This is a genomic window from Ensifer adhaerens, assembly GCF_013283195.1.
Lineage (GTDB): Bacteria > Pseudomonadota > Alphaproteobacteria > Rhizobiales > Rhizobiaceae > Ensifer > Ensifer adhaerens_G.
This window is the reverse complement of sequence record NZ_JABEKT010000001.1, coordinates 2,183,111-2,196,988: the sequence shown is the minus strand read 5'-3', so window position 1 is coordinate 2,196,988 and position 13,878 is coordinate 2,183,111. Positions and strand designations below refer to the sequence as shown.

Annotated in this window: 13 protein-coding genes; 1 reads left to right on the top strand and 12 read right to left on the bottom strand. The window is 60.3% G+C overall.

What is annotated here, in order from left to right; translation table 11 throughout:
* Window positions 1–66 precede the first annotated feature (66 nt).
* Complete coding sequence (gene gltA / locus LPJGGPFB_RS10470) at window positions 67–1,356, top strand: citrate synthase (protein WP_077498285.1); 1,290 nt, start codon at window positions 67–69, stop codon at window positions 1,354–1,356.
* 200 nt (window positions 1,357–1,556) lie between these two features.
* On the opposite strand, the gene LPJGGPFB_RS10465 is transcribed toward gltA, so the two are convergent.
* From LPJGGPFB_RS10465 to tsf, 12 genes are all read right to left on the bottom strand, one after another.
* Window positions 1,557–2,735 carry a lipid-A-disaccharide synthase gene (locus tag LPJGGPFB_RS10465; RefSeq protein WP_173419860.1) on the bottom strand — a complete coding sequence of 393 codons (1,179 nt, stop codon included), beginning with the start codon at window positions 2,733–2,735 and terminating at the stop codon, window positions 1,557–1,559.
* On the bottom strand, window positions 2,732–3,622 hold the full coding sequence (locus LPJGGPFB_RS10460; RefSeq protein ID WP_173419859.1) for an LpxI family protein: 891 nt from the start codon (window positions 3,620–3,622) through the stop codon (window positions 2,732–2,734). The genes LPJGGPFB_RS10465 and LPJGGPFB_RS10460 overlap by 4 nt, the downstream gene beginning before the upstream one ends.
* Before the next feature lie 2 nt (window positions 3,623–3,624).
* Complete coding sequence (gene lpxA, locus LPJGGPFB_RS10455; RefSeq protein ID WP_427857868.1) at window positions 3,625–4,434, bottom strand: acyl-ACP--UDP-N-acetylglucosamine O-acyltransferase; 810 nt, start codon at window positions 4,432–4,434, stop codon at window positions 3,625–3,627.
* Between the two features lie 2 nt (window positions 4,435–4,436).
* On the bottom strand, window positions 4,437–4,901 hold the full coding sequence (gene fabZ / locus LPJGGPFB_RS10450; protein WP_025426827.1) for a 3-hydroxyacyl-ACP dehydratase FabZ: 465 nt from the start codon (window positions 4,899–4,901) through the stop codon (window positions 4,437–4,439).
* Window positions 4,894–5,958 carry a UDP-3-O-(3-hydroxymyristoyl)glucosamine N-acyltransferase gene (gene lpxD, locus LPJGGPFB_RS10445; RefSeq protein ID WP_173419857.1) on the bottom strand — a complete coding sequence of 355 codons (1,065 nt, stop codon included), beginning with the start codon at window positions 5,956–5,958 and terminating at the stop codon, window positions 4,894–4,896. Before lpxD ends, fabZ begins: the two co-directional genes overlap by 8 nt.
* A gap of 48 nt (window positions 5,959–6,006) precedes the next feature.
* Window positions 6,007–8,343 (bottom strand): outer membrane protein assembly factor BamA, encoded by a 2,337-nt coding sequence (gene bamA, locus LPJGGPFB_RS10440; RefSeq protein WP_173419856.1) that lies wholly within the window; start codon window positions 8,341–8,343, stop codon window positions 6,007–6,009.
* A gap of 251 nt (window positions 8,344–8,594) precedes the next feature.
* Window positions 8,595–9,728 (bottom strand): RIP metalloprotease RseP, encoded by a 1,134-nt coding sequence (gene rseP / locus LPJGGPFB_RS10435; RefSeq protein ID WP_173419855.1) that lies wholly within the window; start codon window positions 9,726–9,728, stop codon window positions 8,595–8,597.
* Between the two features lie 29 nt (window positions 9,729–9,757).
* Window positions 9,758–10,591 carry a phosphatidate cytidylyltransferase gene (locus LPJGGPFB_RS10430; RefSeq protein WP_173419854.1) on the bottom strand — a complete coding sequence of 278 codons (834 nt, stop codon included), beginning with the start codon at window positions 10,589–10,591 and terminating at the stop codon, window positions 9,758–9,760.
* Window positions 10,591–11,334, bottom strand: a complete 744-nt coding sequence (locus LPJGGPFB_RS10425; RefSeq protein WP_173419853.1) for an isoprenyl transferase — start codon at window positions 11,332–11,334, stop codon at window positions 10,591–10,593. The genes LPJGGPFB_RS10430 and LPJGGPFB_RS10425 overlap by 1 nt, the downstream gene beginning before the upstream one ends.
* A 40-nt stretch (window positions 11,335–11,374) precedes the next feature.
* Complete coding sequence (gene frr, locus LPJGGPFB_RS10420) at window positions 11,375–11,935, bottom strand: ribosome recycling factor (RefSeq protein ID WP_025426821.1); 561 nt, start codon at window positions 11,933–11,935, stop codon at window positions 11,375–11,377.
* A gap of 52 nt (window positions 11,936–11,987) precedes the next feature.
* A complete protein-coding gene (pyrH, locus tag LPJGGPFB_RS10415; protein WP_173419852.1) occupies window positions 11,988–12,710 on the bottom strand; it encodes a UMP kinase in 723 nt (240 codons plus the stop codon).
* Between the two features lie 191 nt (window positions 12,711–12,901).
* Window positions 12,902–13,825, bottom strand: a complete 924-nt coding sequence (tsf, locus tag LPJGGPFB_RS10410) for a translation elongation factor Ts (protein WP_173419851.1) — start codon at window positions 13,823–13,825, stop codon at window positions 12,902–12,904.
* Window positions 13,826–13,878: the final 53 nt, after the last annotated feature.

Here is a 13,878-nt window from a genome sequence, read left to right as displayed (position 1 = left end):
CAACTTCGCAACGTTCATTTTCGTGGCATATCTCTGTGCCACGTTGCCATAAGACGGAGGGTCCCCATGACAGAAAAAAGCGCGGTCGTAACACTCGATGGAAAGTCGGCGGAACTACCAGTGCGATCGGGGTCCATCGGTCCTGATGTGGTCGATATCGGTTCGCTCTACAAGCAGACCAAGATGTTCACCTACGACCCGGGCTTTACCTCGACGGCGTCGTGCGAATCCAAAATCACCTATATCGACGGTGATGAAGGCGTGCTCCTGCATCGCGGCTACCCGATCGAGCAGCTTGCCGAACATGGCGATTTCCTCGAAGTCTGCTACCTGCTGCTTTACGGCGAACTGCCGACGAAGGCACAGAAGGCTGACTTTGACTATCGCGTCACGCACCACACCATGGTGCACGAGCAGATGTCGCGCTTCTTCACCGGCTTCCGCCGCGACGCCCACCCGATGGCCGTCATGTGCGGCTGCGTCGGCGCCCTCTCGGCGTTCTATCACGACTCGACCGACATCACCGATCCGCACCAGCGCATGGTCGCCTCGCTGCGCATGATCGCAAAGATGCCGACGATTGCCGCCATGGCCTACAAGTACCATATCGGCCAGCCCTTCGTTTATCCGAAGAACGACCTCGACTACGCCTCCAACTTCCTGCGCATGTGCTTTGCCGTGCCTTGCGAGGAGTATGTGGTCAACCCGGTGCTGTCGCGCGCAATGGATCGCATCTTCATCCTGCATGCCGACCACGAGCAGAACGCCTCGACCTCGACCGTGCGCCTTGCCGGTTCGTCCGGAGCCAATCCGTTTGCCTGCATCGCCGCCGGCATCGCCTGCCTCTGGGGGCCTGCTCACGGCGGCGCCAACGAGGCTGCGCTCAACATGCTGGCCGAAATCGGCTCGGTTGACCGTATTCCGGAATTCATCGCCAAGGCCAAGGACAAGAACGACCCGTTCCGCCTGATGGGCTTCGGCCACCGCGTCTACAAGAACTACGATCCGCGCGCCAAGATCATGCAGAAGACCACGCATGAAGTCCTCGCGGAACTTGGCCACAAGGACGATCCGCTTCTCGAAGTGGCGATGGAACTCGAGCGTATTGCGCTCACCGACGAATACTTCATCGAGAAGAAGCTCTACCCGAACATCGACTTCTACTCCGGCATCACGCTAAAGGCGCTGGGCTTCCCCACCACCATGTTCACCGTGCTGTTCGCGCTCGCGCGCACCGTCGGCTGGATCGCCCAGTGGAACGAGATGATCGAAGATCCGGAACAGCGCATCGGCCGCCCGCGCCAGCTCTATGTCGGCGCTCCGCAGCGCGACTACGTGCCGGTCTCCAAGCGTTAAGATCTTGATATAAAATGAAAAAGCCCGGCCAGAAATGACCGGGCTTTTTTTCATTTGGAGACCGGACCATCGCGACGATGTTCCGGTCTACTCTATTGCCGTGGTGATCGCTGCACCGAAAGATCGAATGCCCAAGGAGATCGGTCGCCAAAGCATTTCCAGGAAATGTGCGGAGCGGTTTTCCGTCGGGAAATGCGTAACTAGCGGACGTTTTTGTCCTGCATATGCGCAAGGACGATCTCAGCGCCCAGTTGGCCGGGCGGTCTGCTTGTCGCCATGCGCTCTTGCACGAGCGCGTAGCCATCGAGCATTGATGCGCGCTGGGCGGTCGGGGCAGACAGCCGCTCGACCCAACGGGTCAGGGCGCCCGGCCGAATGCTCTGGTTGAAATATTCCGGCACGATCGGGAAATCGGCGATCAGATTGGGAAGTGCCCCGCTCCAGATTCGGATGCGGTTATGCAGCAACCGCACGAGCCAATCGGCATCATAGGTCGAGACGACCGGAACGCCGGCAAGCGCGAGTTCAAGAATGACTGTGCCCGACGCGGCGATTGCAGCATCCGCCTTGTCGAAGGCCGCCCATTTTTCGGCAGCGCCGACGGATATCTCGGGCTGAACCTTCCAACCGGACGTGATCTCGCGCACGCGTTTTTCCTGGCGAGGAACCGTTGGCAACAGGAACCGGACGCCCGGATGCCGGGCCGCGAGTTCGTCAACCATCTGTCCAAAAATCGGCAGCAGTCGCCCGATCTCGCTCGACCGAGAGCCCGGCAGAAGCAGGCAGGTCGAAACGGAACTGCCATTCTCCTCGCGCAATTTCTCACGCCTGCTGGCGCGAACGGCAAGCACATTGGCGTCCGAGGCCAGGCGATGGCCTATATAGGTCGTCGGCGGGCCCTCGAGCTTGCGCATGATCTCGGGTTCGAACGGCAGAACCGCCAACACGTGGTCGACATAGCTGCGCATGCGTGGCGCACGTTCCGGCTTCCACGCCCATACACTCGGGCAGACATAGTTGATGACGGGCAGATCCGGCAATGCGGCACGCACGCGACGCGCCACACGATGGGTGAAATCCGGACTATCGATGATCAGCAGGGCATCGGGGCGCGCCGCAATGATAGCATTGGCAGTCTGCCGGATGCGCAGAATCAGCTTCGGCAGACGCGCCAGCACCTGCGAAAAGCCCATGATCGACAGTTCGGAGTAGTCGAACAGCGATTTCAGACCTTCGCCCTCCAGGCCGTCCCCGCCGACGCCGACCAACTCGACATCACGGCCGCACTGGATGCGCAGTGCCCGTACCAGATCTGTCCCAAGCAGATCACCCGATACCTCGCCGGCAATCACCGCCAGCCTATAGCCTTGTCCGCTCATGCCCTTCCCCGGTAATCGCTGCGCTCGACGCCGATGACAAACAGCCCTGCCCGGTTGGCGGCCTCGATCACCTCGGCACGCTCGAGCACCAGGGCGCGGCCGGCTTCGACGGCAATTCCGGCAAGCCCCGCAGCGACAGCGCCGGCAACTGTCGATGGACCGATCGACGGCAGATCTGCACGCAAATCCTGTTCCGGCTTGCACAGCTTGACCAGCACCCCGCGGCGGCGCGCCGAGACCCGTCCTTCCGCCTTGAGTGTCGCTACGCGCTCGAGCATCGCATCGGTGCCTTCAGCACCCTCCAGCGCAACCACTCGGCCACCGACGGCGACGGCGCCCTGCCCCACATCAAGAGCACCGAGCGCGTTGGCGGCAGCGATACCCGCCTCAACATCGCGTCGATCATCGCTTGATGGAGCAAGGGCGCCTATGGGCCCCGGATCTGCCAGAAGGTTCGGAACAACCTCGTGCACGCCGATCACATGCGCGCCGCTCGCTTCGATGAGTTGCATCGCCATGCGCAAGACGGCATCGTCTCCGCCGGACACCAGCGTCCTCAACACGCTCGGGACCTTGGCAAGCGTTTTCAGCGTTGGTCGAATATCGCGCCATTCCGGCCGCCGGCGAACCCAACCCGAAAGCACGACCCGGTCGATACCTTCATCCCTAAAGGTGCGGCTGATTGCGGAGAAATCACCGATAGGGAGAACGGAGTGGTCAAACTCAAGCCAATCGCTCTCTTCTGCTTCGCGCGAGAGCGCAATGATAAAGGGATCTTCTCCCCGGGCGCGAACCGCCTCGGCCACGTGGTGGGGTAAAGCGCCGCCTCCGGCGATGATCGCGAGCCGGCCGCCTTTTGCCGCACGGCTCGCCCCGGCCGACGTCACGCTCAGGCCTTGCCGCGGCTTGGCGACGACAGTGCCCTGTCGCTCTCGGCTGCAATGAAATCGAGGATTTCGACGACCGGTACACAGTCCGCATAATCAGCGCGAATCGCGGCTGCATTGGCGCGAACCGATTGCGGCCCTTCGAAGATCTGCTTGTAGGCGCGACGCACCACGTGGATGGTTGCACGCTCGATGCCCGCGCGAGTCATGCCCACCACGTTGAGCCCGCTCAGGACGCCGGGATTGCCGTTTAGCATACCATAGGGAATGACGTCGTAGCTGACGGCCGAAAGACCGCCGATGAACGCCTGCCGGCCGATGCGCGTGAACTGATGCACGGCACAGCCGCCGCCGAGGATTGCCCGGTCCCCGATCGTTACGTGGCCTGCCAACATCACGTTGTTCGACATGATGATATTGTCGCCGAGGCGGCAATCATGCGCCACATGCGAATAGGCGAGGAACAGATTGTTATTGCCGACGATCGTCGCGCCGCCATACTCGACGGTGCCTGCATTCATCGTCACGCCTTCGCGGATCGTGCAGTTGTCGCCAATCTGCAGGATGGTGTCGACCGTGCTGTGATGCACGCTTTGCGAATCTCCACCGATGACGGCATTCGGGAAAATCTTGGAGCCCTTGCCGATCGTCGTACGGCCGTCCACGACGACGTGGCTCTTGAGTTCCATATCGTCGCCGAGAACGACTTTCGGCCCGATGTAACAAAACGGGCCGATCTTGACGTTCTCGCCGATCGTCGCCCCATCTTCGATGATCGAGGACGGGTGGATCTTCGCTGTTGCTGCAATCATGTTCAAGCGTCTTCCGTGCTGACAATCATCGCGCCGATATCAGCTTCCGCGACAAGTTGCCCGTCAACTTTTGCGTCACAATGAAACTTCCAGATATTGCCGCGCTGCTTCTGCTTCACGACATGAAACTCGACACGATCGCCCGGAACAACCGGCTTGCGGAACCGCGCATTGTCGATGGTCATGAAGTAGACGAGGTTGGTGCCCGAAGCAGTCTTGCGCGCACAGATCGCGCCTGCGGTCTGCGCCATGCCTTCAATCAGCAATACGCCCGGCATGATCGGCTTTTCCGGGAAGTGGCCGGTGAAGTGCGGCTCATTCGCCGAGACATTCTTGATGCCAATCGCCGAATTGTCACCGTCGATCTCGATGATCCGGTCGACGAGCAGGAAGGGGTAGCGATGCGGGAGAAGCTTCAGGATCTCCTGAATATCCGCCGTACCCAGAACCGTTGCCGCCTCACTCATTCGTGCCACCCTTCTTTTTCTGTCTGTCACTTGCGCGCAACGCCATTTCGGCGACATCGCGCAGGAAATCGCGCATCGGACGCGCTGGAATACCGCCATAACGCTCGCCCGCAGGCACGTCGCTTGCAACGCCGCTCATCGCGGCAATCTGCACGCCGTCGCCCACGGTGATGTGGCCGTTGACGCCGCTGCCACCGCCGATCATCACGCCGTCACCAATTCTGGTGCTGCCGGCGATACCAACCTGGCTGACAATACCGCAATAGCGGCCGATGCGGACGTTGTGGCCCACCTGCACGAGGTTGTCGATCTTCGTGCCCTCGCCGATGACAGTGTCGTCCATGGTGCCACGATCAATCGTCGTGTTTGCACCGATCTCGACATGGTCCTGAATGATCACACGCCCGACCTGGACAATCTTGATCATTCCACCCTTGGGACCCGGCGCGTAGCCGAACCCGTCCTGGCCGATCCGTGCACCGGGATGGATGATGACGTTGTTGCCAACAAGAGCGCAAAGAACGCTGACGCCTGCCGCGATCGTGCAGTCGCGCCCGATACGAACGCCGGGGCCGATCACCGCGCCGGCAGCAATCCGGGTGCCGCTACCAATCTCCGCATCGGCCCCGACCACAGCCATCGGCTCGACCTCAACGCCCTCTTCCAGACGCGCGGACGGATCGACGAAAGCAGCCGGCGAGACGCCAGCAAGGCTGGTATTGCGCGACGGGCGCATCGCCACCTCGTGCAACAGCGTGCCAGCCAAGGCAAAGGCCGTATGCGGCCGTCCAGTCAGGAGAATGGGAATGTGAGGCGGCACGAGCGGAGCGATCGTCTTGTCGCAGATAATCGCGGAGGCCTGACAGCTCTCCAGTTCGGCGCGGTACTTGCGCGAGAGCATATAGCAAATGTCGCCGGGCTTTGCCCGATAGACAGGTGCTACGGAATGGATAGCGCGATCTGCAACCGCGCCATCCGACAACTCCGCCCCAATTTGATCCGCGAGGTCACCCAAACGAATCCCTTTATGGGGCGGAAAAAACCAGTTCTGTTCCATGGACACTCCAGAACAATCAACTTTCGGCAGTTCTGGACTGCTTCTTTATCAGAACGACGAGGAAATACCGAACTTCAGGTTCTGAACCTTGTCGAAATCTTCCTTCGCGATCGGCCAGGCGTAGTCGACACGCAGCGGACCGAACGGCGAAGCCCAGATCAAGCCGAGACCGACCGACGCACGCAGCGAGGAACCGTTGCCCTGGACCGTTTCCGAAGGCAACATGGCGACCTTGTTGCTATAGAGCGTACCCGCATCGGCAAAGACCGCGCCGCGGAAACCGCTGTCACGCGGGATACCCGGAAGCGGGAACGTCGCTTCTGCCGAAGCCGTGAAGTACGTTGTGCCGCCAAGCGCGTCGCCCGTTCTTTGGTCGCGCGGGCCGATACCGTTACGCTCAAAGCCGCGAATATCGTTGCTGCCGAGCTGGAACTGGTCGAAGACCTGCAGGTCGCTGCCGGTTTCGAAGATATGACCAGCACCACCGCTAAGCGAGGCAATGATGTCCGCTTCGTCGTTCACGGTGTAGTACCACTTGGCCTTACCGGTCATCTTGTAGAAGTCGGAATCACCGCCGAGGCCCGCGAACTCGTGGGTGAACGTTGCCAGGATACCGTCATGCGGCAGCTGCGCGTCATCCAGCGTGTTGTAGGTGACCGACTGCGATACCGACGAGCGGAGCCAATTTCCACCCTCAACTGCGCGAACGTAAGGCGACGACAGATCTGCGAGATTGCCGCTGCTATAGTCGAACTGCGTATAGTTGTACCGCAGCGTGGTCGAAAGGTTTTCGGTGATCGGCGCCGCTATGCGCAGGCTGAAACCCTGGTCTTCATAGCTGTAGTTGTCGTCATCAAAGTCGTTTTCGTTCTTGAAGACGTCGAAGCCGGCGGCCAGACGGTAACCAAGGAAATACGGCTCGGTGAACGAAACGTTGTAAGTCCGGCTCTCATCGCCGCGACCTGCAGCGACGCGAATGTACTGACCGCGACCGAGGAAGTTCTTTTCTTCAATCGAGGCTTCGACGAGGAAGCCGCCACCGCTGCCAGCGGAGTAACCGGCACCAATACCGAACGAACCGGTCGACTGATCCTGAACGTCAACGATAACCACGACACGGTCGGCAGCACTGCCGGGAGCCGTCGAGACGTTGACGGTTGAGAAGTAGCCAAGAGCCTCAAGGCGACGCTTGGCACGCGCTACCATTTCCTGGTTGAAGGCATCGCCTTCGCCCATATCGAACTCGCGACGGATAACGTAGTCACGTGTGCGGGTATTGCCGCGGATTTCAATGCGCTCGACATAGGCGCGCTCGCCCTGGTCGACGAGATAATCGACTGCGATCGTATGATTGCCGAGGTCGCGGTTACCGCGCGGGGTGACGCGCGCAAACGGGTAGCCAGCCGAAGCGACGCGCTTCGAAATCTCGCTCATCGTTTCCTGGATATCCTTGGCCTTGTAGACCGATCCTTCGCGGCTGAGGACAACACCCTTCAGTGATTCAGCATCCACACCTTCGACCGTCGATTCAACCGTCACCGCACCGAAGTCGTAACGCGGACCTTCTTCGACGGTGACCGTCACCGTGTACTCGTTGGTCGCTTCGTTCAGCGTAGCCTCGGACGAAATGACCTGGAAGTCAGCGTAGCCACGGTTGAAATAGAACTGGCGCAGCAGCTCTTCGTCGGCGCGCAGCTTGTCCGGGTTGTAAACGTCCTTGCGGGTCAGGAACGAGAAGATGCCCGATTCCTTCGTCGCGATCACCGACTGCAGACGACCGTCGCTGTAGGCTTCGTTGCCGACGAAATTGATCTGCGAAATCTTGGTACGCTCACCTTCGTTGATCACGAAGGCAAGGTTCACACGACCTTCGGCGATCGGAACAACCTGGGTCGTCACCGTGATATCGCTGCGACCGATCGCCGCGTAGGCGTCCTTGATCGACTGAATATCGGTTTCGACGGTTGCTTCGCTGTAGGGACCGAGCGGCTGGGTGCGGACGATGCCTTGCAGCTTGTCGTCCTTGATCTTCCGATTGCCGTTGAAGACAACCTGGTTGATCAGCTGATTCTCGCTGACGGTAACGACGAGCGTCCCACCGGCAATATTGATGCTGACATCAGAGAAATAGCCGGTCGAGTACAGACGCTTCACGGAAGCATCGATATCGGCATTGCTGAAGCTCTTACCGGGAACAATCGTGATGTTCGCGCGCACCGTCTCAGCGCTGACGCGCGTGGCTCCGCGAACTTCAACACGACTGATGGTGGCGGCCTCTGCGACGGAAGCGCCTGCGAGCAATCCAACACCAGCGCCAGAAACCACAATACTCGTGGATAGCGCAAACGCAGACACCGCGTTCAAAAACCTTGAACCAGCTTTCATGTTCAAATCTTACCTTTTCCCAACGTCGCGCGGCAATTTCGTGCCGACTCCGGTCACGGTTGCCGTTTTACCCGCTTTTCCCATACAAGCAAGCCAGCTCGTTAATTTCTGTTTACTTCAATTCGAACCGTGGCTTAACGGCCACTACAGATTCGAGTTATCGTAAACAAATCCTTGCTGCACAAGCCATTGAAATCCTATCGTTCACAGTATCGGTCGTCGTATCCGCCCAAACACTCCCCGGCCGAACGCTAGCCGAAGAACATCGAAATGTCGTTCCAGGTGGCAAAAACCATGAGCATCAGCACCATGGCAAAGCCAATCCGATAGGCGACATCCTGCGCGGCGGCTCCAACCGGCTTTCCGCGCAAGGCCTCAACCGCATAGAACATCAGATGGCCGCCATCAAGCACCGGAACGGGCATGAGGTTAAGCAATCCTATGGAAACTGACAGGACAGCCGCAAGCTGCAGCACGGCTGCAACACCCAGGGTCGCCATTTGACCCGACGCCTGGGCCACACGGATGGGGCCGCCAAGCTGATCCGCCTTCATCCGCCCGGTAACGAGATTCGCCAGATAGTCGAACGTACCGGTAACAATGTGCCAGCTCTGCAGCGCACCCTGCCCGATCGCCTCGATCGGGCCATAGGTGACCAGACGGAAATTACCGGCATCCTGATCGGTTACGATACCGATGATGCCAATCTCCATCTTGTTTCCGAACTGGTCGGAAATCTCGGTCCGTTGCGGCACCATGGGAAGATCCAGGAATGCACCGTCCCGCTCGATCCGGATCTTGATCTCGAGTTCCGGCCGCACGCTGACATAGCGACGAACATCGTCAAACGTCGCCACCGGGGTCCCGTCAATAGCGATCAACCGGTCGCGCGGCAGAATGCCGGCTTTGGCCGCGGCGCTGTTCTCCTTGACCTGAGCGACGACGGGGTCTGCCACCGAACGCCCGTAGACGGCGAAGAGAACGGCAAAAATGGCGATGGCAAGGATGAAATTTGCGATGGGGCCGGCGGCCACCGTCGCTGCCCGCTTCCACAGCTTGGCCCCGAGAAAGGTTTGCGCCCGCTCTTGCGGCGAGATCGTCTCGAGCCGCTTGTAGTCCGGCGTGCTGGCCGCATCCTCGTCGCCATAGAACTTGACGTAGCCGCCAAGCGGTATCACGCAGAATTTCCACCGGGTGCCATGCTTATCGGTCCAGCCCAACAGTTCCGGTCCGAAGCCAACCGAGAATGCGAGGATACGAATGCCCGACCACCGGCCGACCAGGTAGTGTCCCATTTCGTGCACGAAGACGAGGAGGGTCAGAACCAGCAGGAATGGAACGATATAGCCGGTCACGAATTGCAGGGCATCAAGCAGATATGTCATGGACTTTCCTTAAGTGCCTGCCACCAGCATCACAGGCCGAGCAGGACCGAACCGAAGGCGATCTGACGCCCATCGCTGACGACATACTGTATCAGGACAAGGACCAGCGTGGCGATACAGGCGAAGACCAGACCGTCGACCCGATCCATGACCCCGCCATGCCCAGGAATGAGATGGCTCGAATCCTTGACGCCGAAGCGGCGCTTTATGAAGGATTCGAAGAGGTCCCCGATCTGGCTCGCGACGGAGAGAACCAGCGCCAACATCGGGATACGCAGGTCTTGCAGCGGGAAGTATGCCATAAAAGCGGCCGTTCCGGCTAGAACACCGCAGACGGTGCCACCAATCGCACCGGACCAGGTCTTGCCGGGCGAAATGCGCGGCGCCAGCTTGGGTCCGCCGAGGGCGCGGCCGACGAAATAGGCAAGAATATCGGTTCCCCAGACGACGGCGAAAACGAACAACGTCGCCACCAGGCCAGGGTTGTCGGCGCCTCGCAGGGCAGCCAACGAGATACCCGTCAATCCGGCGTAGACAATCCCACCCGGCAGCCACCAGCTCCCCTTTTTGAGCGACACCCAGAGCACCGCTATTACGACGGCAAGGAGCAGGGCCGGCAGACTGTAGCCGATGTTTCCGAGAAGAATGAGCGCCGCGATTGTCGCCAGAGACAGCCAACCGAAGGCGTTGCCCTGGAAATCACGTTCCGCAAGGCCTGTTATCGTCGACCATTCGTAGTAGACGAGCAAGGCGATCGCCACCGAAAGCAGCTGGAAGGCCAGGCCACCGAACCAGGTCGCGCCAAGGGCGACCGCCGCGAGCACCACTCCGGAAGCGATGCGAAGCTTGAGTTCTGTTTGCATTACGAACCAACCGCTAACGTCGGCTGCGCCAGACCGCCGAAGCGACGCTCGCGGCAGGCGAATTTCTCGAGCGCGGACAGGAACGTCTCGCGTGTGAAGTCTGGCCAAAGCTCGGGAACAAACAGCAGTTCCGAATAGGCGCCCTGCCACAACAGAAAGTTTGAAAGCCGCTCTTCGCCGCTGGTGCGAAGAATGAGATCCGGATCGGGTATCCCGGCCGTATCGAGCGAAGCGGCAATACGCTCCTGCGTGATGTCCTCGGGCCGCAGGCGCCCCTCGGCGACTTCCGTCGCCAGGCGTCGCATGGCGCGCGTCAACTCGTCACGCGCACCGTAATTGAAGGCGATCACCAGCGTAATGCCGGTATTTCCGCTCGTCGTCTCCTCGGCCTCGATCAGCAGGGGCAGGATGTCGCCTCGCAGGTTCGACCGCTCTCCGATAATCCGGATGCGGACGTTTTCGCGATGCAGATCGGCAAGGTCACGGCGAATGAAGGCCTTGAGCAAGCCCATCAGATCCGTCACTTCGGCCTGCGGCCTGTTCCAGTTTTCCGATGAGAACGCAAAGAGCGTGAGGTAGCGAACCCCGGCTTCCGCCGCCGTCTTCACGGCGTCGCGAACCGCCTCAACACCCTTGCGGTGCCCCATCGTGCGCGGAAGTCCGCGCGCGTTCGCCCAGCGCCCGTTGCCATCCATGATGATGGCAACGTGTTCCGGAACGGTGATCGGGAGGAGAGTTTGCATAAGGCGTCCGCGAAAGGAGACTCAAAGGATCAGGGGCAGATCAGACCTGCATGATTTCCTTTTCCTTATCGACGAGCAAGCGGTCGATATCGGAAATCGTTTCATCGGTCATCTTTTGCACCCGCTCGGACTGAGCACGGCTGATATCCTGCCCGATGTCGCCATCCTTTTCGGCTTTTTTCAGGTCGTCCATGCCATCGCGACGAACGTGCCGCACGGCGACCTTGGCCTTTTCGGCATAGTCGTGCGCAACCTTGACCAGCGACTTGCGACGCTCTTCGTTGAGTTCCGGCAACGGGATGCGCAGGTTCTGGCCGTCGATGATCGGGTTCAGGCCGAGGTTCGATTCGCGGATGCCGCGATCGACGGCGCCGACCATCTGCTTGTCCCAGACCGAAACGGACAGCATACGCGGTTCTGGCACAGTGATGTTTGCCACCTGATTGAGCGGAACACGCGAGCCATAGGCTTCCACGGTCACCGGATCGAGAACATTCGCCGACGCGCGGCCGGTGCGTAGCGATGCGATATCGCTCTTGAATGCGGAGATAGCGCCATCCATGCGACGCTTCAGTTCCTTCAGGTCTACACCTTCACTCATGGTTGAAAACTCCCGTTCTGTCTTTCATCGGCAGATAGCTGTCTGGCAGCTTCTAGTTGTCCGTGACGATGGTGGCGCGGCCGCCACCGGTCAATATTTCGGCAAAGCCGCCCTTCTCGTGGATTGAGAAGACGACGATCGGAATGGCGTTCTCGCGCGCCAGCGCCACCGCTGCCACATCCATCACCGCCAGGCCCTTTTCCAGGACGGCGCTGTGGGTCAGGTGGTCGAAGCGCGTCGCGGTCGGGTCCTTCTTCGGGTCGGCGGAATAGATGCCGTCCACCTGCGTGCCCTTGAAGATCGCCTCGGCACCCATTTCGGCGGCGCGCAGCGCGGCTGCAGAATCGGTCGTGAAGAACGGATTGCCGGTACCGCCCGCAAAGATCACCACGCGCCCGAGCGACAGATGGTAGAGCGTTGCGCGCTGCGAGAAGCTTTCGCAGATCTCAGGCATTGCGATTGCCGAGAGCACCACCGTGTCGATGTCGAGCTTGCGCAGCGACGTCGCCAGCGCGAGCGCATTGATGACGGTTGCCAGCATGCCCATATGGTCGCCGGTCACCCGGTCGCCACCCTTGGAGGCGACAGCGACGCCGCGGAAGATGTTGCCGCCGCCGACGACGACGCCAACTTCGACGCCCATGGCGCGCGCCTCGGCGATGTCGGCCGCAATGCGGTCAGCGACAGCCACATCGATGCCGAAGCCCTGGCTTCCCATCAGGGCTTCACCGGAGGCTTTGAGTAGAACACGCTTGTAGATTGGCTCGGCCGGCATCATCGCTCCTGATCAGATCGGTACGCGTGCACGCAAAAAGGCGCGCTGCGTATAAGGACATAGTGCGCTACCCGGTTTCAACCGCTGCGGAGCATTTTCCGGCGGGTCCGGCGCATTGACGAAGCCGGATACACGAAGGGCACCGCGTTGTCACGCGATGCCCTGAGGTTTTCCAAACAAGGGTGAAGAAATCAACCCTTGGCGACAGCCGCAACTTCGGCTGCGAAGTCCGATTCTTCCTTCTCGACGCCTTCGCCGAGCAGAAGACGGGCCATGCCGGTCACTTCGATCGGTGCGCCAGCGAGCTTTTCAGCATCCTTGATGGCCTGACCGACGGTGATTTCCGGGTTCATGACGAAGGCCTGCGACAGCAGAGCGACTTCTTCGAAGAACTTGCGCATGCGGCCTTCGACCATCTTTTCGATGATGTTGTCCGGCTTGCCCGAAGCGCGCGACTGTTCGATGAACACGTTGCGTTCGCGCTCGGCAACAGCAGCGTCGACTTCGTCGGCGCGGATGGCCAGCGGGTTGGTGGCAGCAATGTGCATGGCGACCTGGCGGCCGACCGAGAACAGAACTTCCTTGTCGCCAATCGACTTCAGCGCAACGAGAACGCCGAGCTTGCCGATGCCGTCGCCGGCAGCGTTGTGGATGTAGGTGGCAACGACGCCATCCTCGACCTGCAGCAGGGCTGCGCGGCGGAGCGTCATGTTCTCGCCGATGGTGGCGATCGCATCCTTGATCGTGTCGTCGACCGACTTGCCGGTTGCCGGGTAGTTGGCGTTGGCAATGGCTTCGACAGAACCGTCGGTGCCGAGAGCAACGTTGGCAACACCGCGAACCAGTTCCTGGAAGGCTTCGTTGCGGGCAACGAAGTCGGTCTCGGAGTTGACTTCAACGACAACAGCCTTGACGCCGCCGCTGACGATACCGATGAGGCCTTCAGCAGCCGTGCGGCCCGACTTCTTGTCGGCCTTGGCGATGCCCTTGGCACGCAGCCAGTCGATCGCAGCTTCCATGTCGCCATTGGTTTCGGCGAGCGCCTTCTTGCAATCCATCATGCCTGCGCCGGTCTTTTCGCGCAGTTCCTTCACCATTGCTGCAGTTACACTCATCTTTTGCCTCTTTGTCTGTTTGGCTGGCGCGCTGCCCGCAAGTGGCGCGGCAC

Bases quoted from the DNA above. Each gene is read 5' to 3' on its own strand.
- gltA (WP_077498285.1), top strand. From the start codon at position 67: ATGACAGAAAAAAGCGCGGTCGTAACACTCGATGGAAAGTCGGCGGAA.
- LPJGGPFB_RS10465 (WP_173419860.1), bottom strand. From the start codon at position 2,735: ATGAGCGGACAAGGCTATAGGCTGGCGGTGATTGCCGGCGAGGTATCG.
- lpxA (WP_427857868.1), bottom strand. From the start codon at position 4,434: ATGATTGCAGCAACAGCGAAGATCCACCCGTCCTCGATCATCGAAGAT.
- fabZ (WP_025426827.1), bottom strand. From the start codon at position 4,901: ATGAGTGAGGCGGCAACGGTTCTGGGTACGGCGGATATTCAGGAGATC.
- lpxD (WP_173419857.1), bottom strand. From the start codon at position 5,958: ATGGAACAGAACTGGTTTTTTCCGCCCCATAAAGGGATTCGTTTGGGT.
- bamA (WP_173419856.1), bottom strand. From the start codon at position 8,343: ATGAAAGCTGGTTCAAGGTTTTTGAACGCGGTGTCTGCGTTTGCGCTA.
- rseP (WP_173419855.1), bottom strand. From the start codon at position 9,728: ATGACATATCTGCTTGATGCCCTGCAATTCGTGACCGGCTATATCGTT.
- LPJGGPFB_RS10430 (WP_173419854.1), bottom strand. From the start codon at position 10,591: ATGCAAACAGAACTCAAGCTTCGCATCGCTTCCGGAGTGGTGCTCGCG.
- LPJGGPFB_RS10425 (WP_173419853.1), bottom strand. From the start codon at position 11,334: ATGCAAACTCTCCTCCCGATCACCGTTCCGGAACACGTTGCCATCATC.
- frr (WP_025426821.1), bottom strand. From the start codon at position 11,935: ATGAGTGAAGGTGTAGACCTGAAGGAACTGAAGCGTCGCATGGATGGC.
- pyrH (WP_173419852.1), bottom strand. From the start codon at position 12,710: ATGCCGGCCGAGCCAATCTACAAGCGTGTTCTACTCAAAGCCTCCGGT.
- tsf (WP_173419851.1), bottom strand. From the start codon at position 13,825: ATGAGTGTAACTGCAGCAATGGTGAAGGAACTGCGCGAAAAGACCGGC.